At 68.9% G+C, this 21,679-nt stretch carries 22 protein-coding genes and 1 pseudogene; 7 read left to right on the top strand and 16 right to left on the bottom strand.

The window, feature by feature from the left end; all coding sequences use genetic code 11:
- Nucleotides 1-50: 50 nt before the first annotated feature.
- Genes ACV7GQ_RS11600 through ACV7GQ_RS11590 form a run of 3 tightly spaced genes read right to left on the bottom strand, consistent with a single transcriptional unit; the run spans nucleotide 51 to nucleotide 1,674 of the window.
- Nucleotides 51-683: a DUF6517 family protein gene (locus ACV7GQ_RS11600; protein ID WP_470310399.1), complete on the bottom strand. Its 633-nt coding sequence runs from the start codon at nucleotides 681-683 to the stop codon at nucleotides 51-53.
- Nucleotides 680-1,303: a DUF8052 family protein gene (locus ACV7GQ_RS11595; RefSeq protein ID WP_470310398.1), complete on the bottom strand. Its 624-nt coding sequence runs from the start codon at nucleotides 1,301-1,303 to the stop codon at nucleotides 680-682. Before ACV7GQ_RS11595 ends, ACV7GQ_RS11600 begins: the two co-directional genes overlap by 4 nt.
- On the bottom strand, nucleotides 1,300-1,674 hold the full coding sequence (locus ACV7GQ_RS11590; protein WP_470310397.1) for a cupin domain-containing protein: 375 nt from the start codon (nucleotides 1,672-1,674) through the stop codon (nucleotides 1,300-1,302). The genes ACV7GQ_RS11595 and ACV7GQ_RS11590 overlap by 4 nt, the downstream gene beginning before the upstream one ends.
- Nucleotides 1,675-1,897: 223 nt before the next feature.
- On the opposite strand from ACV7GQ_RS11590, the gene ACV7GQ_RS11585 reads away from it, so the two are divergent.
- The 3 genes from ACV7GQ_RS11585 to ACV7GQ_RS11575 all read left to right on the top strand — a co-directional run bounded on the left by ACV7GQ_RS11585 (nucleotide 1,898) and on the right by ACV7GQ_RS11575 (nucleotide 4,818).
- The gene (locus tag ACV7GQ_RS11585) at nucleotides 1,898-3,016 is read left to right on the top strand and encodes a baeRF10 domain-containing protein (RefSeq protein ID WP_470310396.1); all 1,119 of its coding nucleotides are present in this window, start codon (nucleotides 1,898-1,900) and stop codon (nucleotides 3,014-3,016) included.
- Nucleotides 3,017-3,107: 91 nt separating this feature from the next.
- Nucleotides 3,108-3,311, top strand: a complete 204-nt coding sequence (locus ACV7GQ_RS11580; RefSeq protein ID WP_470310395.1) for a DUF8007 family protein — start codon at nucleotides 3,108-3,110, stop codon at nucleotides 3,309-3,311.
- A gap of 214 nt (nucleotides 3,312-3,525) precedes the next feature.
- Complete coding sequence (locus ACV7GQ_RS11575) at nucleotides 3,526-4,818, top strand: RNA-guided endonuclease InsQ/TnpB family protein (protein WP_470310394.1); 1,293 nt, start codon at nucleotides 3,526-3,528, stop codon at nucleotides 4,816-4,818.
- Here the strand turns inward: ACV7GQ_RS11575 and ACV7GQ_RS11570 are convergent.
- From ACV7GQ_RS11570 to ACV7GQ_RS11550, 5 genes and pseudogenes are all read right to left on the bottom strand, one after another.
- Nucleotides 4,801-5,502, bottom strand: a complete 702-nt coding sequence (locus ACV7GQ_RS11570; RefSeq protein WP_470310393.1) for a type I 3-dehydroquinate dehydratase — start codon at nucleotides 5,500-5,502, stop codon at nucleotides 4,801-4,803. The two genes, ACV7GQ_RS11575 and ACV7GQ_RS11570, sit on opposite strands and share 18 nt — an antisense overlap.
- Before the next feature lie 60 nt (nucleotides 5,503-5,562).
- A complete protein-coding gene (locus ACV7GQ_RS11565; protein WP_470310392.1) occupies nucleotides 5,563-6,969 on the bottom strand; it encodes an FAD-dependent oxidoreductase in 1,407 nt (468 codons plus the stop codon).
- 105 nt (nucleotides 6,970-7,074) lie between these two features.
- Nucleotides 7,075-8,102 (bottom strand): annotated as a pseudogene (locus ACV7GQ_RS11560) (DNA-methyltransferase).
- A 37-nt stretch (nucleotides 8,103-8,139) separates the two neighbouring features.
- A complete protein-coding gene (locus ACV7GQ_RS11555; protein WP_470310391.1) occupies nucleotides 8,140-9,021 on the bottom strand; it encodes a methyl-accepting chemotaxis protein in 882 nt (293 codons plus the stop codon).
- Nucleotides 9,022-9,103: 82 nt separating this feature from the next.
- The gene (locus tag ACV7GQ_RS11550; protein ID WP_470310390.1) at nucleotides 9,104-10,066 is read right to left on the bottom strand and encodes a transcription initiation factor IIB; all 963 of its coding nucleotides are present in this window, start codon (nucleotides 10,064-10,066) and stop codon (nucleotides 9,104-9,106) included.
- A gap of 206 nt (nucleotides 10,067-10,272) precedes the next feature.
- Here ACV7GQ_RS11550 and yjjX point away from each other — a divergent pair, with 206 nt between their 5' ends.
- Nucleotides 10,273-10,788 (top strand): inosine/xanthosine triphosphatase, encoded by a 516-nt coding sequence (gene yjjX / locus ACV7GQ_RS11545; protein WP_470310389.1) that lies wholly within the window; start codon nucleotides 10,273-10,275, stop codon nucleotides 10,786-10,788.
- A gap of 6 nt (nucleotides 10,789-10,794) precedes the next feature.
- Here yjjX and ACV7GQ_RS11540 read toward each other — a convergent pair whose 3' ends face one another.
- Together ACV7GQ_RS11540 and ACV7GQ_RS11535 are read right to left on the bottom strand one after the other, a co-directional pair.
- A complete protein-coding gene (locus ACV7GQ_RS11540) occupies nucleotides 10,795-12,618 on the bottom strand; it encodes a flippase-like domain-containing protein (RefSeq protein WP_470310388.1) in 1,824 nt (607 codons plus the stop codon).
- Between the two features lie 115 nt (nucleotides 12,619-12,733).
- Complete coding sequence (locus tag ACV7GQ_RS11535; protein ID WP_470310387.1) at nucleotides 12,734-14,452, bottom strand: radical SAM protein; 1,719 nt, start codon at nucleotides 14,450-14,452, stop codon at nucleotides 12,734-12,736.
- A gap of 132 nt (nucleotides 14,453-14,584) precedes the next feature.
- Here ACV7GQ_RS11535 and ACV7GQ_RS11530 point away from each other — a divergent pair, with 132 nt between their 5' ends.
- Nucleotides 14,585-15,817: a glycoside hydrolase family 18 protein gene (locus ACV7GQ_RS11530; RefSeq protein ID WP_470310386.1), complete on the top strand. Its 1,233-nt coding sequence runs from the start codon at nucleotides 14,585-14,587 to the stop codon at nucleotides 15,815-15,817.
- A 28-nt stretch (nucleotides 15,818-15,845) separates the two neighbouring features.
- On the opposite strand, the gene ACV7GQ_RS11525 is transcribed toward ACV7GQ_RS11530, so the two are convergent.
- Genes ACV7GQ_RS11525 through ACV7GQ_RS11515 form a run of 3 tightly spaced genes read right to left on the bottom strand, consistent with a single transcriptional unit; the run spans nucleotide 15,846 to nucleotide 18,977 of the window.
- Complete coding sequence (locus ACV7GQ_RS11525) at nucleotides 15,846-16,190, bottom strand: DUF4112 domain-containing protein (protein ID WP_470310385.1); 345 nt, start codon at nucleotides 16,188-16,190, stop codon at nucleotides 15,846-15,848.
- Between the two features lie 45 nt (nucleotides 16,191-16,235).
- Nucleotides 16,236-18,137 (bottom strand): ABC transporter ATP-binding protein, encoded by a 1,902-nt coding sequence (locus ACV7GQ_RS11520; RefSeq protein ID WP_470310384.1) that lies wholly within the window; start codon nucleotides 18,135-18,137, stop codon nucleotides 16,236-16,238.
- A 42-nt stretch (nucleotides 18,138-18,179) separates the two neighbouring features.
- Nucleotides 18,180-18,977 (bottom strand): DUF429 domain-containing protein, encoded by a 798-nt coding sequence (locus ACV7GQ_RS11515; RefSeq protein WP_470310383.1) that lies wholly within the window; start codon nucleotides 18,975-18,977, stop codon nucleotides 18,180-18,182.
- 99 nt (nucleotides 18,978-19,076) lie between these two features.
- Here ACV7GQ_RS11515 and ACV7GQ_RS11510 point away from each other — a divergent pair, with 99 nt between their 5' ends.
- Together ACV7GQ_RS11510 and ACV7GQ_RS11505 are read left to right on the top strand one after the other, a co-directional pair.
- Nucleotides 19,077-19,235, top strand: a complete 159-nt coding sequence (locus tag ACV7GQ_RS11510) for a DUF7559 family protein (protein WP_220616859.1) — start codon at nucleotides 19,077-19,079, stop codon at nucleotides 19,233-19,235.
- Complete coding sequence (locus tag ACV7GQ_RS11505) at nucleotides 19,232-19,690, top strand: Hsp20/alpha crystallin family protein (RefSeq protein WP_470310382.1); 459 nt, start codon at nucleotides 19,232-19,234, stop codon at nucleotides 19,688-19,690. Before ACV7GQ_RS11510 ends, ACV7GQ_RS11505 begins: the two co-directional genes overlap by 4 nt.
- Before the next feature lie 37 nt (nucleotides 19,691-19,727).
- On the opposite strand, the gene ACV7GQ_RS11500 is transcribed toward ACV7GQ_RS11505, so the two are convergent.
- Genes ACV7GQ_RS11500 through ACV7GQ_RS11490 form a run of 3 tightly spaced genes read right to left on the bottom strand, consistent with a single transcriptional unit; the run spans nucleotide 19,728 to nucleotide 21,643 of the window.
- Nucleotides 19,728-20,825 (bottom strand): NAD(P)/FAD-dependent oxidoreductase, encoded by a 1,098-nt coding sequence (locus ACV7GQ_RS11500; protein WP_470310381.1) that lies wholly within the window; start codon nucleotides 20,823-20,825, stop codon nucleotides 19,728-19,730.
- A complete protein-coding gene (locus tag ACV7GQ_RS11495) occupies nucleotides 20,826-20,981 on the bottom strand; it encodes a hypothetical protein (RefSeq protein ID WP_470310380.1) in 156 nt (51 codons plus the stop codon). It abuts the gene before it with no gap.
- A gap of 41 nt (nucleotides 20,982-21,022) precedes the next feature.
- Nucleotides 21,023-21,643 carry an NUDIX hydrolase gene (locus ACV7GQ_RS11490; RefSeq protein ID WP_470310379.1) on the bottom strand — a complete coding sequence of 207 codons (621 nt, stop codon included), beginning with the start codon at nucleotides 21,641-21,643 and terminating at the stop codon, nucleotides 21,023-21,025.
- Nucleotides 21,644-21,679 lie beyond the last annotated feature (36 nt).

Raw genomic sequence — 21,679 nt, 5'->3', positions numbered from 1 at the left:
CGACCGCGGGCATCGGTGCCCGTTCGCAGACGACGTTTCGCGGTACTTTTTCAGTGCGTGACGCCGGCGACGACCTGCCGGACCCGCTCGTCGTCGGCCGCCGAGTGCGGCGCGACGGCGACGACGGTGACGAACTCGCCGCCGTCGCGGACCGAAGCGACGGTGACGCGGACCGGGACCGCTTCCCCGTCGCGGGTCGCCGTGCCGGTGTAGGTCCGGGCCGTCGTCTCGTTGGCGAGCAGTCGGACCGTCGTGTTCTCGCCTCGCTCCAGCGACTCGACGGCGTAGGTCGACTGCAGGGAGGTCACGAGCTCGGTCGGCGAGAGGGTCGCGAGGGGGTCCCTGACGACCGGTTGGTTCTCTATCGGGTGGACGGCCGGCGCCGTCGCGACGAGGACGAGGGCGGGGCCGCCGTCGGTCCCGCGACGGTAGGTCGTGACGGGCGTCGTCGCCGTCACCGGGCGCTCGGCGCTCATCTTCACGTCGCCGCTGATGGTCGCGCCGACCGTCGTGTTGAACGTCCTGTTGGTCGTCCCGACTCGCTCGTAGCCGGTCCCGTCGAGGGCCGAGGCGTCGACCGTGGCCGGCGTCCCGGCGGCGACCACGCGTGACGGACCGCCGCTGGAACATCCCGCCAGCGCGACGAGCGCGACGAGCGCGACGGCGAGTGCCGGTCTGGTCATCCCAGCCAGGCCCGAAGCCGACCCAGCAGTCCGTCCGGGCCCGCCTCGAGGTCGCGCCACAGTTCGAAGGCCGCGGTCACGTCGGCTTCCGAACTCCCCACGGCGTCCTCGCGGTCGGGGGCGACCACGGCGAGGTTCACCTCGTAGGCACCGTAGTAGCCGTACTTCAGTAACGTCCGGTCGCGGAACCCCTCGACGTACGAGTGCACGTCGTCGGGGATGTCGGGCACCACGAGGACGAACGTGAAGTCGGTCCCCTGGTGTTCCTCGTCGGCGTCTATCCACTCGTCGGCGAGGTCGTGCCCGAGCTCGACCAGCGCGTCGAGGTCCGCCCGCGAGACCCCGTCGGCCCGCCGCACGAACAGGTGTTCGACCGTCTCGTAGTTGGCCCAGTTGATGGACTGGTGGAGGAACTGCTTCTGGCTCTCGACGTACAGGCGGCCGTACATCTCGAAGCGCTCGCTCCCGGCCGTGTAGTCCCGTTCGAGGTCGTAGTTGAACTTGAGGCGGTCGGCGACGCGCTGGAGGTAGTCGTCGTCCCACGACGGCAGGTCGGCGTCGGCCTCGGCCGCCGTCTCCGGGGCCTCCGCCGTGCGTCGGGTGTCGTCGAACTCGCTCATTCGTCCGGGTCGTACGGGTGGACGTCGTCGACGGCCGGTGCGCCGACGACGAACGTCTCGGCTGGTTCGGTGGCCGATTCCGGGTTGAACGCCCGCTGTGGGCTGTCCGGTTCGACGACGAACACCTCGTCGGCCCCGACCTCGAACGTTCCCTCGGGCGTCTCGACGGAGAGCGTCCCGGAGAGGACGTAGAACACCTCCTCCTGGTCGTCGTGGTAGTGGTAGGCCAGCGGAATCTGTTCGCCGGGGGCCACTTCGTACACGTTCGCAGCCATCTGCTCTAACCCCGCGGCGTCCCCGATCGAGCGCTGGACACATGGTCGGTCCGGTGTGGCGTCGACGTCGTCCGGCGTGATGTGGTGATACCCCATATCGCACACTCGTCGGCGACCCACCTAAAACGTCGGTCCCGCGCGCCCGGTCGTGTCGGTGTGTAACGCGCCCACATGACAGCGAACAGACACCATTGCTTTTAACACGTTCCCTCCGCCACCCGTCCGATGCGACCATCTCGCAGTCCCGGAGACGCCGCTCGCAGTGTCGACGTTCGCACAGGGCCCGACGACCAACCGTTGGCGTCCACGACAACACGCAATGACTGACACGACACACGCGGACGACTTCCGAGGACGAATCGAGGCAGTCGACACAGCGACCGCCGACACGGACCGTCTGCTGACGGTCGCTGTCCCCGCCACCGCACCGCTCGGCGAGACGCTGGAGCGCGTCGAGGCCGACCACGCCGAGGCGAACTACCTCGACACGGACGAGGCGACACAGACGCACGTCGAGGACGCACTCGAAGAGATCCGCCGAATCCTCCACGACTACGAGCGGACGCCGGAGAACGGCCTCGTCGTCTACGCCGGCGTCGTCGACGGCGACCTCCGGACCTACGTCTTCGACGACCTCGCCGAACCGGTGACCGAGTCGGTGTACGACCGCTCGAACGAGTTCGACACGTCGCCGCTCGACGTGCGCGTCACACCGGCGGCCGACGCCCCGACCCACGGACTGCTGATAGTCACGCGGGAATCGGCCGTCTTCGGCCGCTACGACGCCGAGACGGTCGAACTGGTCGACGAAGTGGCCAGCGACGTCCCCAGCAAGCAGGCCGCCGAGGGCCGGTCCGAGGACCGCTTCGAAGGGCGGAGCGACGAACGCGCCGACGAGTTCTTCGACGCGGTCGGTGCGGCCGCCGAACGGGTGTTCCTCGCCGACGCCGGGACCGGTGGTGACGACCCCGACGCCGGCGTCGACCGACTGGTGCTCGGCGGTAGCGAGGTGATGGTCGAACGGTTCGACGACGGCGACCACCTCCCCGACCGCCTCGCGGACCGGGTCGTCGGTCCGTTCGAGGTGGCCTACGCCTCCGAGCAGGGACTCCGCGAACTGGTCGAGGCGGCCGAGGACGTCGACGCGCTCGACGTCGGCGAGGCCCGCGAGACGCTCGACACCTTCTTCGCGGACCTCGACGGCGACGACCCGGCCGTCTACGGTCGCGAGGACACCGCGGAGGCCGTCGAACACGGCGCCGCGGAGACGGTGCTGCTGGCCGACTCGCTCGACGCGGCGGACGCCCAGATACTCGCCAGACGGGCGGCAGCGACCGGCGCGGACACCGTCGTCGTCCCGACAGGGTACGACCGCGGTGAACGGTTCGCCGAGGGGTTCGACGGCGTCGGCGCGATTCTCCGCCACCCCGTCGCCTGACGGGGGCTTCCCCGCTAGGGTGACGGTTCCCCGCCCGTCGCGCACAGCGGCAAGGTTTATTCGTCTCTCTCGACAACCATCACGGTATATCATGGGCAAGAAGACGGAAACCTGCGGTCGGTGTAGCATGACCACCGTGGTCGACGTCTCGGACGGCGACGGGTCCAGCGCGTTCGGGTCCGAGCGCATCGAGGTGTCCGACGAGGAGGCTCGGGCCGTCTCGCCGGGCGCGTGGCTCTCGGGGGTCAAGCGTCGCCTCGACGACGTGGCGACGCGGCTGACCTACGGCCGCTAGGTCACGGTCGCCGGCCGACGGTCGGCGGGCGGTCCCGTAACGTGGCCCAGTGGCGACGCCGCCCCGTTCACAGGAGTACAGCGCGGAAGCCCACCCGTTTACGGGTGGGAGGAAGCGCGTACACTCCGTGAACCAATCCACCGCTAACCTGCATTACTGACTCTCCAACGCTGCTGAAAATTATTAATAAAGACCAACCTTTATTGTGACATGCATGGCGTGGGAGGTAACTCGAACGGTTCGCGTCCGACTCGACGTGCCTGACGACCGCAAGAGCGATCTCCACGCCACCAATACCAAATTCCAGTACTGCGCGAACCGCACCGCAGACTGGGCATGGCGCTACCCCGATGAAGACTGCGTAACCAGCAAAAGTGAAGCCGAAGCTGCCATCTACCACGACCTCCGCAACGAAACAGACGGCTTGCACGCGAACCTCGTGCAGAAAGCTATCAAACGCGCCACCGACGATATCGACAACTGCGTCGACAGGCTTGCAGACGGCGAACACACCAGCAAGCCAGAGTACGATACGTTCAGCATCGTCTACGACAAGCGAGCCGCCACCTACTACCGCGACAAGGTGAGTCTCGCCACCGTCAACGGCAGAGTCGAATGCGACTACGACCTGCCTGACGACCCTGACGGGACGCCACATGGCGAGTACTTACTGAACGACGACTACGACTTTTCGACCAGTACCGTCCACTACGACAGCGACACCGACGAGTTCTATCTGCACGCGGCGATGGAACGGGAAATCGACGCGAGCAGTCCTGAGAAAGCCGAGGATTCGAGAGTCCTTGGCGTGGACTGCAACGTTGACGACCACATCGCTGTAACTTCGACAGGCGAGTTCATCGGCAACGCAGACTCTCTCAACCACAAGCGTAACGAGTTCGAAGAGCGGCGAGCCAGCCTCCAACAGACTGGCACACGAAGCGCCCACCTGACCTTCCAGCGCATCGGTGATAGGTTCCGGCGGTGGAGTGCAGACTACCTCCATCAGTGTTCGAAAGCAATCGTCGCAGAAGCCCACCGCCACGGGTGTACGCATATCGCGTTCGAGGACTTGGAACAGATTCGTGCCCGAATCAGCGACGGGAAGAAATTCCAGCAGTGGGCGTTCCGCGAGTTGCAAGAACAAACCGAGAACAAAGCGGAACTGGCTGGGATCGTCGTTGAGACAGTCGAACCGTCCTACACCAGCCAGCAGTGTTCAAAGTGCGGGTGTACGCTTGCGGAGAACCGCGACGGGCAACACTTCGCGTGTCTTGACTGTTCGTACACGGCTAACGCCGATTATAACGCGGCGAAGAACGTCGCTCGGAAAGTCGCGCTCAAGCTCCAGCAGGGGCAGAAGTCCCCCGCTGGAGGGGCGTTCAGTCAGTACGCCCTGAAGTCGGGGATCATGACCGTGAACGCTACTGAAGTGGCGTCCGACACGCCAGTGTCGACAGAACGAGAGTCCACCGACAAGCCCACCGCTTCAGCGGTGGGTAGCTGACTCGCTCTGTAGCTGTTCGACGAGCGACCGCAGGGTCGCGAGGTCGTACTGCCCGGGCGCCGTCGCCTCGGCGGGGTCGACCGGGGCGTAGCCGATGCGCGACCCGTACAGCGGGGCGACGGCCCGCGAGTGCCGGCCGGCCTCGCCCATGCACATCGTCGCCACCTGTTCGCCGGCCGCCGACAGCTCGCGGGTCGCCCCGAGCATCGCCAGCACGTCGTCCGGCGAGTGTGCCGTCGAGGCCATCTTCCCCACGTCGCCGTGGTCGCAGGCCCGTTCGAGACGCTCGGCGATGGTTTCTCGGTCCGGCGTCGCCTCGAAGTCGTGGGTCGAGACGACCACCGACGCGCCGTGGTCGCGGGCGTGGTCGGCGACCCGACCGGCGTCGTGGGCGCCCTCGCCGGACAGCGCCGCGAGTTCGAGGTCCACCGCCGTCACCGCGTCGTGCTCGACGGCGCGCTCCAGCGCGTCGAGCCGGCCGGCGTCGTCCGCGGCCTCCCCGCCCTCCCACGCGACCCGGTTGGTCACGAGGACCGGCAGGTCGCCGTCGTAGGCGTCGAGCTGGCCCAGCGGGTCCTCGGCGAAGTCCATCCGGAGTTCGACGCCGTCGGCGTCCTCGCGCGCGGCCGGCTCCATCGAGAGGTCCGACCCGGCCGCGAGCAGCGTGAACGATGTGAAGTCCATGCCCGACGCTCGGTCGAGACGGCCTAAAAAGCCGCGCCTCCGTGGCGGCCCCGCGGGCCGCTAGGGGCGTCCCCAGTGCCCGCTCGCGAACGGCCGCCCCGAGAGCGTCGCGACGTCTGACCGAGTCGGCCTGAGGACGCGCCACGACGTCGCCGGCCGCAGCAGCGTGCTCGGAGGCGTCTCCATCATGAACACGCGCACCAGTGCCTCGCGCAGGCGCCAGTCCGACTGGGCCTGCCGCATCAGCCGTGCGATGTAGCGGTTGAACAGGTCGGTGCCGCGGGGCTTCGGCCCGGTCGTCGCCGGGAACTCGAAGTCACCGCCGACGGCTATCGACCACGGCACGTCGACGATAGGTTCGACCGCCTCGAAGAACCGCAGTCCGAACCCGGTGCCCTCGGCCGACGCCAGCGTGTGGTGGAGCACGAGCGCCTCGAGGGCAGCGACCGACATCCCCTGCCCGTAGATGGGGTTGAAACTGCACAGCGCGTCCCCGGTGACGACCAGGCCGTCCGGGAACCGGTCGAGGGCCTCGAAGCGGCGCCGGCGGTTGGAGGGGAACGGGTAGTGGGCGACGTCGGCCTCGGTCAGCTCCTGCTCGTCGACCATCTCGACCAGTTCGGGGACCGGCAGGGTCGCGGCGAACGCACGCAGTTCGGCCGGGTCAGTCGGCGGGTGGTCGCCGTGGACGCCCGCGAACGTCGCGACCCAGTGGCCGTCCTCCACCGGGAAGACACCGGCCCCGCGGGTGCGCGGCGGGTCCGGCGGCACGAAGAATGCCCGGCGGTCCCCGGCCGGTCGCTCGGCGCTGATCGTGCTGTAGGCGATGTCGATGTGGACCTCGTCGACGGGGGGTGACTCGTAGCCGTGGTCACCGAGCCACGACGCCGTCTGACTCGTCCTCCCGGTCGCGTCGACCACGAGGTCGGCGTCCACCTCGTCGCGGCCGCCGTCGGCTCGCAGCTCGATGCCCGTCACTGCCGTGCCGTCGCTGGTCGTCAGGTAGTCGACCTGCCGGCACTCGGTCCTGAGCGTGACGCCCTCGACGGCGCCGAGACGACGACGGACCACCTGTTCGAGCAGCGGGCGCGTCGCGGAGTACATCGGCATGCGCGTCTCGCCGTCCGCGAGGAACCCGCCCTTCTCGTAGTGGCGGAAGTCGCTCATGGTGTCGACGAGCAGGCCGCCGGCCGACAGGAGTTCCTCGCTGTAGCCCGGGAACAGGTCTTCGAGGGTGGCCCGGCCCGCCTCTTGGAGCGCGTGGACGTGGTCGCCCTGTGGCACGCCTCGGCGGGTGGTCGGTTCCTCCGGCAACGAGTCACGCTCGACGATCGTCACCGACTCGAAGCCGTCCGCCAGCACGCGCCCCGCCAGCAACCCCGCCATGCTCGCGCCGACGACTACCGCGTGGTCTCCGACCGTATCGACCTCCTCCCGGTCGTATCTGGGTACGGTTGTCAGGGTCATCGCAGGTGTCCCCACCATCCTGTTCTCACCTTAGCGTGTTAACAACTAGCACGATGTCCGTCGGGCCGACGGCCAGCGGCTCCGCCCCGTCCTCCGCCCACCCGGTCACTCGACGGGCGTGTGGGTGACGCGGTACCCCTCGTCCGTTCGCTCGACGCCGTCGACGGCGTACAGACGGATGCGCCGTTCCTGTTTCGTGTTGACCGCGAAGTCGTAGTGCTCGGCCTCGTAGCCCGGTTCCTTCCCCGGTCCCGGTACTGCTCGACCCACTCGCGGTGGTCGGCCAGCCGCTCGCGGGCCAACTGTTGCGAACGGTCCGGGATGCGTCCCACACGCTCGGCCAGCGCCTCTACGAGGTCGGGGTCACGCTCGACGCCGACGGACTCGCGTGCGCCCGCCATCGCCGCCAGCGTCGTGGTGCCGGTCCCGAGGAACGGGTCCAGGACGGTGTCGCCGTACACGGAGAACATCGAGACGAGGCGGTACGGAATCGCCATCGGGAACGCCCCCGACCGGTCGCGCAGGCCGTCGTCGATGTCCTGTGCTTCGCCGGGCAGTTCCCAGAGGTCCGAGAACCACTCGTTGCGCTCCTCCCAGAAGTACGCGCTCTCGTAGCGCCGGTCGGCGCCCGGCTCGAGGCGCCGCCGTTCCCCGTTGCGGAAGACGAGGATGTGCTCGTGCTCGAGCGTCGGGTAGGCGTTCGGCGGGACCATCCCCGACCCCATGAACTTCGCGCCGCTGTTGGTCGGTTTCCGCCAGAGGACGTCCGGGAGCGCCCGCAGGCCGCGGTCGGTCAGCCGGTCGGTTATCTCCGCGTGGTTCGGGTACGACCGGAACCCGTCGGCCAGCGACCGGGTGGCGTCGCCGACGTTGATACAGGCGATGCCGCCCGGCACGAGGACGCGTTCGACTTCGGCCCACACCGCGTCCAACACGTCGTGCATCAACTCGAAGGCCCGGTCCCCGTCGTCCGCCGCCAGCGCCGACCCGACCGCCGGGTCGAGTGCGGCGAAGATGTCGTCCCACATCTCTATCATCGGGTAGGGGGGCGAGGTGACGACGAGTTCGACGCTGTCGTCTGCCAGTGGCAACTCTCGGGCGTCGCCGGTGACGACCCGGTGGCTCGTCTCCATACCGGTTTCTGCAGTGGCTGGGACTCGGGTCTTGCGGTTAGCGACCGTCCAGCAGTCCTTGGATCTCGGTTATCTTCGCGGTCTGTTGCTCGTTGGCCGCGGCGATCTGTTCTATCTCGTCGGCGACCTCCTCGGCGTTCTCCGCGGTCAGGTCGACCATACTGGCGACTTCCTCGGTGGAGGCGGCCTGTTCGTCGGTGGCGGAGGCGACCTCCTCGGCACCGCGGGCGGCCTCCTCGACGGCCTCGTCGATGTCACGCAGAATCTCGACGGTCCGGCTCACCTGCTCGATGCCCGCTTCGACCTGCTCGTTGGCGTCGTCGATGCTCTCGACGGTGTCCTCGGTGTCGGCCTTGATGTTCGAGACGAGTTGCTCTATCTCGGTGGCGTTCTGCTGGGACTCCTCGGCGAGGGATTTCACCTCGTCGGCGACGACGGCGAACCCCTCGCCGGCCTCGCCGGCGCGTGCGGCCTCGATGGACGCGTTCAGCGCCAGCATGTTGGTCTGGTCGGCGATGTCGTTGATGACCTCCACTATCTCGTCTATCTCGTCGATGCGGTCGCGCAGTCGCTCGACGTCCTCGGAGACCGCCTCGTTGGCCTCGTCGACCGACTCCATCGCGTCGATGGCGTCGTCGGCCACGTCGCGTCCCTCGTCGGCGAGCTCTCTGGCCCGGTCGCTCACCTGCCGGACCTGACTGGCGCTCGACGCGACCTCCTCGACGGTCGCGGAGAGGTTCGACACCTCGCCGGCCACCTCGCGCATGTTCTCGGACTGCTCGCTCGCGAGGTCGCTAATCTCCTGTGAACTCGCGGAGACGCTCTCCGAGGTGCGCAACAGCTCGTCGATCGCGGTGCCGAGGTCCCGGTCGCTGGACCCGGCGACGCTCTGGGCGGCGTCGCCCGAATCTGAAGCCATGTTCTCACCGCACGGGTCCAGCAGATTAAACGTGTCTCCGTGGTTATCAGCCCTGATTCTCCTCCGGTCGGCGGAGCGGTGCCTACGCGACGGGCAGGTCCTGCTCGGCCTCGAGCAGCTCGTGGTAGCGGTTCCGAATTGTCACTTCGGAGATGTCGGCGACCTCGCTGACGGCGGCCTGCGTGGTCTTCTCGTTCGTCAGTAGCGCGGCGGCGTAGACGGCGGCGGCCGCGAGACCGACGGGTGACTTCCCGGAGTGGACGCCCTGTTCCTTCGCGTTCTGGAGGAGCTGTCGGGCCCGGTGTTCGGCCTCGTCGGAGAGCTCCAGCGAGGAGGCGAACCGGGGGACGTAGCTCTCGGGGTCGGCCGGTTTCACCTCGAGGCCGAGTTCCCGGACCACGTAGCGGTAGGTGCGAGCGATCTCGCTCTTCTCGACGCGGGAGACGTCCGTGATCTCGTCGAGCGAGCGCGGGACGCCGGCCTGTCGGGCGGCGGCGTACACCGACGCCGTCGAGACGCCCTCGATGGAGCGGCCGGGCAGCAGGTCCTCGTCGAGCGCCCGGCGGTAGATGACGCTCGCCGTCTCGCGGACGTTCTCGGGGAGGCCGAGCGCGGAGGCCATGCGGTCTATCTCACCGAGGGCCTGCTTGAGGTTGCGCTCCTTGGAGTCGCGGGTGCGGAACCGCTCGTTCCACTTGCGCAGCCGCTGCATCTTCTGGCGCTGTTTCCCGGAGAGGGAGTTGCCGTAGGCGTCCTTGTCGCGCCAGTCGATGTTGGTCGAGAGGCCCTTGTCGTGCATCATGTTCGTCGTCGGCGCGCCGACGCGGGACTTCTCGTCTTTCTCGCTGGAGTCGAACGCGCGCCACTCGGGGCCGCGGTCGATCTCGTCGGACTCGACGACGAGGCCACAGTCCTCACAGACCGTCTCTCCGTGTTCGTCGTCCATCACGAGGGAGCCGCTGCACTCGGGGCAGGCGGTCGAAGTCGACGTCGATTCCTCTGTCTGCTCGTCCGTCCGTCGTCGTGTTCGCGTGTGTTCGCTCATTGGTTGCGAAGGCGGGTGCTCACCGGGTGGGACTCGCCGTAGAACCCGGAGGCAATCGGTAATACTGCGTCTGTCCGAAAGAGATTTAAAAATTGTGGTATCGAAACGAGGACGGGCGATTCACGCCACGAAACACGTGTTTGTGTACGGAACGCACGACCATTCAAATAACAACAGTCATGAATCATCCGGTAGTTTCCAGCGACATGGACGTCGCAGTCGGGAGCGCGAACCCGGTCAAACGGACGGCTGTGGAACGAACTCTGCCCGATGCCGATGTCGTCTCGGTCGGCGTCGACTCCGGCGTGGCCGAACAGCCACGGGGTCGCGAGGAGACGGTCACGGGCGCGGAAAACCGAGCGATGTCGGCGCTGTCCGTCACCGACGCCGACTTCGGGGTCGGCATCGAGGGCGGCGTCACGGAGCGCGACCGGCCGCCGGGACTCTGGCTCGTGATGTGGGCCGCCGTCACCGACGGCGACCGGGCGGCGTACGGCGAGGGCCCGTCCATCCGGCTCCCAGAGGCCGTCGCCAGTCGCGTCCGTGACGGCGAGGAGCTCGGCCCGGTCCTCGACGACAGACTCGGCCGCGAGGCCGTCGCCAGACGGGAGGGTGCCGTCGGCGTCTACACCGACGGGCGACTCACGCGGTCGGAGGCGCTCGCCGACGCCGTCGCCGGCGCGTTCGGACCGTTCCTGACCGACCGATACGATGGCCGCTGACCGGTCTCAGTCCGTCGCCTCGGGTTCGACGTCCGCGGCGGTCCGGGACTCCTCGACGGCCTTCGTCAGCGAGACGTTGAGCCAGGCCATCGAGACGACGCCGCCGACGATGGTGACGGCGTTCTTGACGGCGTGGTCGACGATGGCCACGGACAGCGCCGTCGCAACGCCGATGCCCGCGGGGGTCAGCGGCACGACGATGACGGTGAACGCCCCCTCGTAGAGGCCGACGCCGCCGGGCGTGAGCGGGAGCACCTTCGCGAGGTTCCCGACGCTGACGGCGAAGAAGCCGACGGCGACGAGCGACGGCGTCAGCGCATAGCCGAACGCGGCGAAGACGAGCAGCGCCGTCACCACGTCCAGCGCCCAGATGGCGAGGCTCGCGAGGCCCACGCGGGCGAACGAGCGGCCGTCGCCGGCCACCGTCTGCACGTCGCCGACGAACCGCTCGACGACGCCCGCGACGTAGTCGGCGTAGGAGTCGTCGCTCAGACGGCCCACCGTCCGGCGGACGAGGTTCCGGTCGGTCCGGGCGCTGGCGACGATGGCGACGACGGCGCCGATGGCGGCCACACCGACGAACGCGGCGACGGCGATGGCCGTCTGCCCGCTCGCGGCGGCGTCACCGCCGGCCACGTCGCCGGTGACCGCGCCGACCAGCGTATCGGCCGACCCCGTCGCCGCCAGCCCCATCAGCACGACGCCGGCCAGTAGCGTGATGGTCAACAGGTCGAAGACGCGCTCGACGGCTAGCGACGCGAACCCGGAGGGGTACGGGATGGAGCGCCGGGCCTTCACGACGTAGGCACGCACGGCGTCGCCCGCCCGCGCGGGGAACACGAGGTTCCCGGTCTGGCTGATGAACACCGCGCCCGTGAGGAAGTCCCAGCGCTCGCGAAAGCCCATCGACTGCAGGATGTCCCGATAGCGTGCGCCACGCAGCGGCCACGAGAGGGCGTAGACGACGGCGCTGGCGCCGACCAGCGCGGGGTCCGCGCCGGCCATCTCGTTCAGGACCGTCTGGGGGTTCAGATATTGAGTCATCAGGAGGAGCGCCACCGCGACCAGCGCCGTCCCGGCGCCCAGCGAGACGCGACGGGTGATGCGCGGACTGACGGAGAGTTCCCACCACGTCCGCAGGATCTGGCTCCCCATCCCGAACACGTCCCGGACGATGTCCACCTTCGAATCGCCCTTCGGTTCCCAGTCGACGGGGAACTCCTTGACGCGGAACCCGCGCCGCTGGGCCTTCACGAGCAGTTCGGTGTCCCAGAACCAGTGCTCGTCGTCGACGGCCGGGGCGAGCACCTCGAACGCCTGCCGGTCGAACGCCTTGAACCCGCACTGGTGGTCCCTGAGGTCCGAGCGCAGGATGGTGCGGACGAGCGTGTTGTAGCCGATGCTCGGGACGCCGCGTCTGGCCGGTCGGTCCGCGCGGTTCTCGGGCATCCAGCGCGACCCGGTGGCCACGTCGTACTCGCCCGAGCGAACGCTCTCGACGAGTTCCTCGAGGTGGGACATGTCCGTCGCGAGGTCGGTGTCGAAGTACACCAGCGTCTGTCCCTCGGCCCGCTCGAAGGCGTACTCCAGCGCGCCCCCGCGGCCGAGGCGTCGGTCGGAGTGGATGTGACGGACCCGGTCGTCCTCGGCGGCGAGGCGGGTCGCTATCTCCGGTGTGCGGTCGTCGCAGCCGTCCTCGGCGACGATGACCTCGAACGCGTCGTCGGGGAGGAAGTCGGCGAGCGTCTCCAGCGTGACCGAGACGGTCCGCTCGATGGTGTCCGCCTCGTTGTAGGCGGGCAGGACGACGCTCACCTCGACGTCGGTCATTGGTGTCCACTGCGCGAGGGAGCCAAAAGTACCTTCTGTTCGTTCGGAGGCGCGCTGACCGACCAACGGCGCGTTAATCGCCTAAACAGGTGCTAAGACACGGTCGGCGCGTCGCTCAGTCCGCGTCGCCCGGCGACCGGGCCGTGACGAACCGCGAGAGGTCCTCGCCGACCTCCGTCTCGGACTCGTAGGGTCGGCCTACGACGATGTCGCCGGCGCGACTCCGCCCGACGCCGGGAATCGTCGTCAGTTCGTCCATCGAGGCGCTGTTGACGTCCAGCGGGTAGGGGACGCCGGTCACCGAGCGGTAGCCGTGGCCGGTGATGGCGACGTCTATCGTCCGCCCGAGTTCGCGTTCGCCGGGCAGGCCCACCAGTAGCGGGTAGGTCCCGAGCTGGCGGCCGAACGTCTTGCCGTCCTGGTGGTACTCCAGGTGGACGTCCGGTAGCACGGTCCCCGGGGGCGCGACGCGCTTGAGCATCGGGTTGTCTATCTCCTCGCGGACCTCCTGCTTGTACTGCTTGAACAGCTGCTTGTGGTCCTTGGCGATGTCCGCGCCGGTGTCGGCCATGTCCGTCCCCTCGAAGGCCATCACCTGTCGGATGTTCACCCGTCGGAGCATCAGGCCCTCGTCGTAGACGCGCTGGAGGAACCGCTTGTTGTGTTCGAACGTCTCCCGGGTCTCGCCTTTCAGGCCGTGAACGAGGTTGATGCCCGGCAGGAGCTTCGGCAGGCGTCGCGCGGCGTCGTCGCCGAAGTTCGGGGCCGAGTCGCGGTCACCGCCCGGACGGAACCCGGCGACCTCGTTGACGACCTTGACCGCCTCGAAGCACTCGTCGGCGGTGACGTTGAGGTTGTTGTCGCTCTGGACGGCGGGGTCGGCCGATTCGAGGCCGAACGCGGCGGTGTCGCCGGGCGTGTTGTGCTCGGCGATGATGCGGATCCCCTCGCGGGCCTTCTCGGGCCACTTGACGATGGTGATGGGGTTCATGTTGTCGAGGTGGAGCGTCTCCAGGTCGGGCGCCACCTCGCGGATGCCGCCGTAGAGCCGACGGAGGGCGTCGGGGTTCGGGGCTTCGCCGTCGCCGCCGTAGGCGAGGATGTCGGCCTGCCGGCCCAGACGGAAGTGCCTGACACCGCGGTCCGAGAGCGCGTCCACCTCGTCGACGACGCTCTCTGGCGGTCGGAAGTCCGGGTCGCCGTACATCGGTTCCGTGCAGAACGAACAGCGGTACGGACAGCCCCGGGAGGTCTCCATCTCGCAGATGAGGTAGTCGGGGTGGTTCGGGTGCTGTTCGACGACGAACGCCCCGTCGCGGGCCCAGCGGGTCTCCTCCTCGACGGAGCGGTAGCGGTTCTCGAACCCCTCCAGTCCGGAGTGCACGAGGTCGTAGACGGCCGCCTCGACGTCGGCCATCGCGAGGAAGTCGAAGTCCAGGTCGTCGCGGGCCGTCTCGCTGGCGCCCTCGTTGGCCTCGCCGACGCCGAAGCGGACGGGGCCGCCGATGACGCTCGTCCCGTCGGCGGTCCACGCCAGTTCGCGTACCTCGTCCGGTTCGGCCGGCGTCCCGCCGACGTACTTCCCGGGGACGGTCATCCCGCCGACGTACACCATGAGGTCCGCCGCCTCGACGTCGCGCCAGCGGCGGCGTTCCTCGCGGAGTTCGTCGATGGTGTGGTACGTGATCTGCTCGCGGGGGACGCCGGCGTCGACCATCGCACCGGCAGCGTACCGCGGGTACGTCGAGATGTAGGGCGGCACCCCGAAGTGTGCGGGTTCGTCGACGTAGCCGTCGACGATGGTCACGTCGAGCGTCTCGGGGTCTACGGTCATGGCCGCGGCTTGACGCTGGACGCCTAAAACGGTGTCTGGTCGGTCACGCCGACCCGAAGCCGTCGCCGTGGTTGCGAGACCGTCACGGTAACAACGAATATATATTAGATTTGCGTATGTATTACTAATATTATGAACACCATGTTGTCACGCAGAAAATTCCTGGGAGCCCTCGGTGCGACGGCCGCGGTCGGCCTGGCCGGCGGCGCACGCGGCGCGCGGAGCGGTTCGATCCACGCGGCACTCGGTGCCACGAACACCCCGCCTCCGGGGAAGTCCGTCGTCGGAATCTACCCGGCGTGGTCGCGCTACGAGCGCGACTACATGCCGGGCGAGGTCCCGTTGGACCAGATCACCCACCTCCAGTACGCCTACCTCTCCGTCGAGGAGGACGGGAGCGTGGGCTACGCCGACCAGTTCGCCGACACGCGCAACCTCGCGGCGTTCCAGGCACGGAAGAAGAACCACCCGGACACGAAGATGATCCTCTCTATCGGGGGGTTCTTCGCGTCGCGGTACTACTCGAGGGTGACGGTCGACAGCGCTCGCCGCGCCCGGTTTGCCAGGACCGCCGTCGAGATCATGCGCGAGTACGACTTCGACGGCCTCGACCTCGACTGGCGCTACCCCAGCGGCGAGGACGCCGACCAGTACACTCGCGACGGGGACATCCGGCAGTTCACGCTGCTCATCCAGGAGGTCCGCCGACAACTCGACGCCGCCGGTGAGGAGGACGGCGCGGAGTACGAACTGAGCCTCTCGGCCGCCATCAACCCGAACTTCGCCGAGGAACTGGTCGTCGCGGAGCTGGCCGACGCCGTCGACCGGGTCAACGTCGTCTGCTACGACTTCGCCGGCCCGTGGGACGAGTACACCGGGTTCGGCGCGCCGCTGTACAACCCCTACCCCGACAGCGTGCCGGACTTCCAGTACTACACCGCGAACGCGATGGAGGCGTGGAAGGCCCGTCCCATCGACCCGGCCAAACTGAACCTGACCTTCGCGACGTTCGGCCGCGGCTACACCGGCGTCGACCCCGCCAACCGCGGGTTCGACCAGCCCTTCGAGGGCGTCCCGGACGGCACCTTCCCCACCGAGGAACAGGGGACCTACGACTTCTGGGACATCGAGTACAACGTCAACGCCGACAACGACTACGAGTACTACTGGCACGACGACGCGGCCGCGCCGTACCTCTACTCGGAGAACGACCGCGAGTTCGTCAGCTACGACAACATGCGCTCGGTGGCGCTGAAAGCAGAGTACGTCCTCGACAACGACTACGGCGGGATGACGATGTGGGACTTCCACGGCGACAAGTACGGCGCGTTGCTGTACACCGTCAACGAGGCGCTGGCCCAGTAGTCGAGCGCTCGCCGGCGGTGCCGGGCCGCTATCCCTGCCGTTCGAGGTCGGCCACCGCGAGGTCGACGTTCCTGACGTTCGCCTTCCAGAGGGCGTCGAAGAGGTCGCCCACGACCGGAACCGCACCGACGACCACGTCCAGCGCGACGTTCAGGAGCATCCGGGCCAGCGTCCGTCGGGAGACGCCGCGACGGGCCGCGGCCACGACGATGGCGAGCGAACACAGTCCGGTGAGGAGGTCGCCGGCCACGGGTAGCAGACCGACCAGGGGGTCGATACCGACGCGCAACCCGGTGCCGGGGACCCGGACGCTCTCGTCGAGGAGGTGTGCGAGCGTCCGGAGGCGGCCCAGCGACGGCGGTTCGGTGTCCATACGCCCGGTTCGGACGCCGGAGAGATAAGCGATTTCGCCGGCGCGCTAGTCGTCGGCGCTCACCGGCCGCTCGTCGGCCTGCGCGTACCAGAGATCGGCGTAGTCGCCCTCCGCCGAGAGCAGGTCGGCGTGGCTCCCGCGCTCGACGATTTCGCCGTCGTCCATCACGACGATGCGGTCGGCGTCCTGTATCGTCGAGAGGCGGTGGGCGATGACGAAGGCGGTGCGGTCCTCCACCAGTCGCTCGATGCTCGCCTGGATGCGCTCTTCGGTCTCCGTGTCGACGTCGCTGGTCGCCTCGTCGAAGATGATTATCTCGGGGTCGTTCAGCAGGGCGCGGGCGATGGCGACGCGCTGGCGCTGCCCGCCCGAGAGCTTGATGCCGCGCTCCCCGATCTGCGTGTCGTACCCCTCGGGGAGGTCGCTGACGAACTCGTGGGCCTGCGCGGCGCGGGCGGCCTCCCGGACCCGTTCGCGGGCGGCCTCGCGCCCCTCGCTCTCCCCGTCCAGCACCTCGCGGTCGCCGTAGGCGACGTTCTCGGCGACGGTGCCGGAGAAGAGGTACGGTTGCTGTTCGACGACGGCGACGTCGTCACGCAGCGACTGGAGGCCGTACTCGCGCACGTCGACGCCGTCGACCCGTACGGCGCCCGCGTCCACGTCGTGGAACCGGGGGACGAGTTTCAGGAGCGTCGACTTCCCGGCGCCGGTCGGCCCGGCCAGTCCGATGGTCGCGCCCGCCGGGACGTCGAGCGAGACGTCGCGGACGACCGGTCGGTCGGGTTCGTACCCGAAGGTCACGTCGTCGAAGGTGACGCGCCCGTCGAGACTCTCGGGTTCGTAGGGGTCCTCGGGGTCGGTGACGGCCGGCGACTGCCCCAGCAGGCCGAACACCCGTTCGGCGCTGGACTTCGCGAGCTGGTACTTGTTCGCGGACTTGCCGACCCGACGCATCGGGGAGTAGAGGCGGCGCAGGTAGAGGAAGAACAGCGCGAACGTCCCCGCCTGCAGCGCGGCCTCGCCGTCGGCGCTCGTGATGAAGTCCATCCCGGCGACGTAGAGGATACCGACGAAGACGACGCCGGTCAGCAGGCGGAGCCCGGCGAAGAAGGCCCGCCGGATGCGGAGCGCGCCGACCTTCTCGTCGTGGTAGGTCTGGCTCTGGTCGCGGACCCGCTCGTTCTCGAACTCGTAGCGGTCGAAGGCCTTGATGACCGGCGCGCCGCTCAGGTTGTTCTCCAGCCGGGTGTTGAGCCGGGAGACGGTGCGGCGAATCGACCGGTAGCGCGGCTCAATCCACGTCAGGAAGTAGCCGCTCGCGACGCCGATGACGGGGACGGGGGCGAGGGCGATGAGCGCCAGCGTCGGCGAGTGCCAGTAGAGGACCACCGCGATACCGCCGACGGTGGCGACGACCCGTATCAGCTGGCGGAACTCGGTGTTCAGGAACGACTCCAGCCGGTTGATGTCGCTGTTGAGGATGGACATCATCCCCCCGGTCTGGTGGTTCGCGAAGAAGTCCATCGAGAGGTGCTGGAGGTGGTCGTACGTGTCGTTCCGGAGGTCGCGCTGAATCTTCTGGGCGGTCGACTGGAGGAGATAGCGGGAGGCGAAGCGCGTCGCCGACCGGAGCAGATACGCGACGGCGGCGATGGCGACGAGTCGCTGGAGGAACGCGACTTTCGCGGCGTCGCCCGCGATGGTGCCGGTCGGAAGCAGTCCGGCGGCCGTCAGCAGCCCCGGCTCCCCCCGGTTGAGAATCACGCGGTCGATGGCGGCGGCGACCACGATGGGCGGGACGAGGCGGGCGAAGCGAGTACAGAAGGCCGAGAGCACGCCGACGAGCAGACGCGCCCAGTACGGCGTCGCATAGGCGACGAGGTTCACCATCGGGTGGCCGTCGACGTTCTCGCGGACCCCCTCGAACCCACCGTGTTCGTCGGTCATAGACGGTCTATCGGGTCCGGACTGAAATATGACCGGCTTGGGCTACACGTAGATGGTGCCTTCCTCGACGGTACCGACGGGTGTGGGCCGGGCGCCGTCGGCGACGCGGCCGGCGGAGACGGCGGCCGCCAGCGAATCGAGCGCGTCGTGGTTCTCGCGGTACGTCTCGCGGTGCTCGTCCAGCGCGACGCTACACGCCTCGACGGCCTCGAGGTTGGTCTCGCGCCGGGCACGCGCCCCGTCGGTGGTCTTGTACCCCTCCCGGTAACAGCCGAGCCACCCGAAGGTGGCCGCGGGGTACACCTCACAGACGACCGTCTCGGCGTCGTGGCCCTGCATCGGCGCGACGGCCGTGGCGGGGTCGTCGGCGAGGCGACCGAGGACGTTCCGGGCGCCGTGGTAGGTCATGCTCCGGACCCGGTTCGTGTACGGACAGAGCGCCGCGCGCCGGGCGTCGGTCGCTCGGCGAACGTCCCGCTTGCCAGCGGTCATCTCGGCCGTGTGGCGACACACCTCGGAGAACGCGTCGGGACTGGCCGGACCGCTATCGCTCCCGACCCACTCGAGGAACCCCCGCCAGGTGCCGCCACACCGGGCGTCGAGTAACGACTGGGGGAGACTGAACGGGAAGTCCAGTCCGACCGCGCTGACGTCGCCGTGCCGGACTCGCTCCACGAGGCCGGCGTGTGCGCTCTCGCGGTCGCGACCCCACTCGTCTGTCGCGCGATAGCACGCGTCGATGCGCATCCCCGCCGCAGTTCGCGTGGCTTCGGTCACCCACAGCGCGTCCCCGGCCGCGCTCGCGCCGCTGAAGTCCACGCCCAGAACACCGGAACCCATGCGTGTCCCCTCTCAACGGGCGCTAATCAATGTTCGGACGCCTGCGACGGTGGTTCCGCCTCCGAAAGCGGTTTGAGCCTCACGGACCAACCCGTGACCATGCCAGCCACTCTGGAGGTCGTCTGCACCGACGACGACTGCACGCTCGACATGTTCGAGCTCCACTACACCTACGACATGCCCGACGACACCGGCGTCGAGGACTTCACCTGTCCGTACTGCGGTGAGGCCGACACGCTGGAGGCCGTCGAGCTATGATCCGCGGCATCGGGGAGTCTATCGGCAACGCTATCTTCGAGAACATCGGCCGGGCCGCCGGTCGGGTGCAGGAGAACAAGCCGCTGCCGGCGGACCTACTGGAGTCCGAGGACGCCTACCTCGTCGTCTTCGACGCCCCCGGTGCAACCGCGAGCGACGTGCAGGTCCGGTACGTCGAGGACCGCGTCGAAGTGCGGATCGACCGCTTCCGGGACTTCCACGACGGCTTCGACATGCGCTACCCCGGTCGCGGACTGGCGCTCGACGGGTCGGTGACGCTCCCCGAGGACGCCGTCGTCGACGCCGAGGCCGCGTCCGCGACGCTGAAACAGGACGGCACGCTCCAGGTCCGTATCCCGAAGTCCGAGACGGCCGCGGACGAAGCCGGCGACGGACCGGTCTCCGAGGACGCCGACGACCACGACGACCCGGTCGACGACGACACCGAGGAGTAACGGAGCCCGCTGTTTACGCTGTTCTACGACGCAGACGTCACCAGTCGGCCGTCGGGTCGCCCAGCGGGTCGAACGACTCGTCACCGCCGAACCGCGTCGGGTCGACCCGCGGTCCGAGCGCCGCGTCGAGCGTCGGCTCCGTGTCCACCACTCGCTCGGCGAGGTACTCGCCCAGCGCCGGCGCTCGCATCAGCCCGTGGCCCTGCCAGCCAGCGGCGACCCAGAGCCCGTCGGCGACCGCCCCGAGCAGCGGGTCCCGGTCCGGCGTCGCCGTACAGAGGCCGGCCCACGAGCGCCGGACCGAGGGCGAGAGCGTGGTCGCGGCTTCGACCCTCGCCAGCGCCGACTCGACGAAGGCGGGGTCCGCGTCGCGGCTCCAGTCCTCCGGGTCGGCCGCGTGCGCGCCGTCGCCGACGAGGATACCGTCGCCCTTCGGCCGCCAGTAGAACTCCTCGGTCGCGTCGTAGAACGACGGGAGCGCCGCGTCGACGGCGTCGGTGACGAGCGCCTGCGCCCGGTAGGTCTCCAGCGCGAGCGAGACGCCCACGTCGGCCACCAGTGGGTCCGTCGCCGGGCCGGCCGCGACGACCACTGCGTCGAACGTCTCGGTCCCGGCGGGAGTCTGGACGGTCGTCCGACCGGCCAGGGAGACGGGTGTCCCCGTCCGGACGGTGGCGCCGGCAGACCGGGCACGCGCCGCCAGTTCGGTCACGACGGCGTCCGGGGCCAGCGTTCCGGCCGAGTGGGCGATGCCGGCGGCGACGACGCCGTCGGTGTCGAGCCGGGGGTACCGCGCCGCCAGCGCGTCGGGCGACAGTTCGCTCACGTCCCGCCCGCGGGCCCGCATCTCGCGGACCTGCTGGCGGATCGCCGTCGCGTCGCCGTCCTCGCGGGCGGCCCAGACGTACGGGCACGGAGTCAAGAGGTCCCACTCGCGGTAGCGTTCGAGCGCGCGCGCCGCGACGGCGGCGTCCACCCGTCCGGCGAAGGCGTCGTAGCAGATGCCCGCGGCGCGACCGGTCGCGCCGCTCCCGAGGTCGGCACGTTCGTAGAGAGTGACCGAGGCCCCGCGCGTCGCGAGGTCACCGGCTGCGACGAGTCCGACACAGCCGCCGCCGACGACGGCGACGCGCATCTACCCGCGGAGCGGCCGGGGGCCGCTGGCCGGGTAACCGACGACGGTGTCGGCGCCCGCGTCCCGCAACTGGTCGTCGGCCGTCGTCTCCCGGTCGGGGACGTGCGCACGGCCCTCGTATTCGACCGCCAGCCCCTCGGTCGCGAGTCCGGTCATTCGTCTGTCCGTTCGTCTCGGCGCGCAAAGCCCTGTCGCTCTCAGCGTATCTGGTCCCGGACCGACTCCGGGAACTCGTCGTCGGGGCCGGCGTAGCGGTCGGGTTCGGTCGGCATCTCCCAGTCCGTCGCCAGTTCCAGCAACTGCACGAGCATCCGCGCCGTCGCCCCCCAGACGGTGTAGCCGTCGACGTAGAAGAAGTGCAGGCGGATCTCGCCGTAGTAGGGGTGGTCGCGCTGTTCCGACTCGTAGTTGTCGAGGTCGGTGAGTTCGGCCACCGGGAGGACGACCACCTCGGCGACCTCCTCGTCGTTCGGGACGTACTCTCGGTCCGGGATGCGCGCGACGAACGGGCGCACCGAGTAGTTCGTGATGGTCCGGATGTCGTCGAGGCGGCCGACGACGTGGGCGGCCTGTGGGTCCAGGCCGATCTCCTCGTTGGCCTCCCTGAGTGCCGTCCGGAGCAGGTCGTCGTCGACCGGTTCGTAGCCGCCACCGGGGAACGACATCTGGCCGGGGTGGTCCGTCAGGTGGTCGGCCCGCTTCGTGAACAGGATGGCCTCCCCCTCGGGTCGTGTGACGACCGGCACGACGACTGCCGCCTCGCGCTCCTCGTCGTCGACGACGACGGGGTCGTGTGCCGCCAACCGGTCGAAGTCCATACGTCACTCGAAGCGGTGTACGTCCTTAACTCGGTC

It is taken from the genome of Haloarcula sp. MBLA0163, from assembly GCF_055632435.1.
Note: the sequence above shows the minus strand (reverse complement) of the source record. Positions and strands in the feature narration are given on the sequence as shown.

Coding starts and splice junctions, on each gene's coding strand:
- ACV7GQ_RS11600 (WP_470310399.1), bottom strand. CDS start 683: ATGACCAGACCGGCACTCGCCGTCGCGCTCGTCGCGCTCGTCGCGCTG.
- ACV7GQ_RS11530 (WP_470310386.1), top strand. CDS start 14,585: ATGAACACCATGTTGTCACGCAGAAAATTCCTGGGAGCCCTCGGTGCG.
- ACV7GQ_RS11565 (WP_470310392.1), bottom strand. CDS start 6,969: ATGACCCTGACAACCGTACCCAGATACGACCGGGAGGAGGTCGATACG.
- ACV7GQ_RS11555 (WP_470310391.1), bottom strand. CDS start 9,021: ATGGCTTCAGATTCGGGCGACGCCGCCCAGAGCGTCGCCGGGTCCAGC.
- ACV7GQ_RS11585 (WP_470310396.1), top strand. CDS start 1,898: ATGACTGACACGACACACGCGGACGACTTCCGAGGACGAATCGAGGCA.
- ACV7GQ_RS11595 (WP_470310398.1), bottom strand. CDS start 1,303: ATGAGCGAGTTCGACGACACCCGACGCACGGCGGAGGCCCCGGAGACG.
- ACV7GQ_RS11490 (WP_470310379.1), bottom strand. CDS start 21,643: ATGGACTTCGACCGGTTGGCGGCACACGACCCCGTCGTCGTCGACGAC.
- ACV7GQ_RS11570 (WP_470310393.1), bottom strand. CDS start 5,502: ATGGACTTCACATCGTTCACGCTGCTCGCGGCCGGGTCGGACCTCTCG.
- ACV7GQ_RS11505 (WP_470310382.1), top strand. CDS start 19,232: ATGATCCGCGGCATCGGGGAGTCTATCGGCAACGCTATCTTCGAGAAC.
- ACV7GQ_RS11510 (WP_220616859.1), top strand. CDS start 19,077: ATGCCAGCCACTCTGGAGGTCGTCTGCACCGACGACGACTGCACGCTC.
- ACV7GQ_RS11575 (WP_470310394.1), top strand. CDS start 3,526: ATGGCGTGGGAGGTAACTCGAACGGTTCGCGTCCGACTCGACGTGCCT.
- ACV7GQ_RS11525 (WP_470310385.1), bottom strand. CDS start 16,190: ATGGACACCGAACCGCCGTCGCTGGGCCGCCTCCGGACGCTCGCACAC.
- ACV7GQ_RS11520 (WP_470310384.1), bottom strand. CDS start 18,137: ATGACCGACGAACACGGTGGGTTCGAGGGGGTCCGCGAGAACGTCGAC.
- ACV7GQ_RS11535 (WP_470310387.1), bottom strand. CDS start 14,452: ATGACCGTAGACCCCGAGACGCTCGACGTGACCATCGTCGACGGCTAC.
- yjjX (WP_470310389.1), top strand. CDS start 10,273: ATGGACGTCGCAGTCGGGAGCGCGAACCCGGTCAAACGGACGGCTGTG.
- ACV7GQ_RS11580 (WP_470310395.1), top strand. CDS start 3,108: ATGGGCAAGAAGACGGAAACCTGCGGTCGGTGTAGCATGACCACCGTG.
- ACV7GQ_RS11515 (WP_470310383.1), bottom strand. CDS start 18,977: ATGGGTTCCGGTGTTCTGGGCGTGGACTTCAGCGGCGCGAGCGCGGCC.
- ACV7GQ_RS11550 (WP_470310390.1), bottom strand. CDS start 10,066: ATGAGCGAACACACGCGAACACGACGACGGACGGACGAGCAGACAGAG.
- ACV7GQ_RS11495 (WP_470310380.1), bottom strand. CDS start 20,981: ATGACCGGACTCGCGACCGAGGGGCTGGCGGTCGAATACGAGGGCCGT.
- ACV7GQ_RS11590 (WP_470310397.1), bottom strand. CDS start 1,674: ATGGGGTATCACCACATCACGCCGGACGACGTCGACGCCACACCGGAC.
- ACV7GQ_RS11500 (WP_470310381.1), bottom strand. CDS start 20,825: ATGCGCGTCGCCGTCGTCGGCGGCGGCTGTGTCGGACTCGTCGCAGCC.
- ACV7GQ_RS11540 (WP_470310388.1), bottom strand. CDS start 12,618: ATGACCGACGTCGAGGTGAGCGTCGTCCTGCCCGCCTACAACGAGGCG.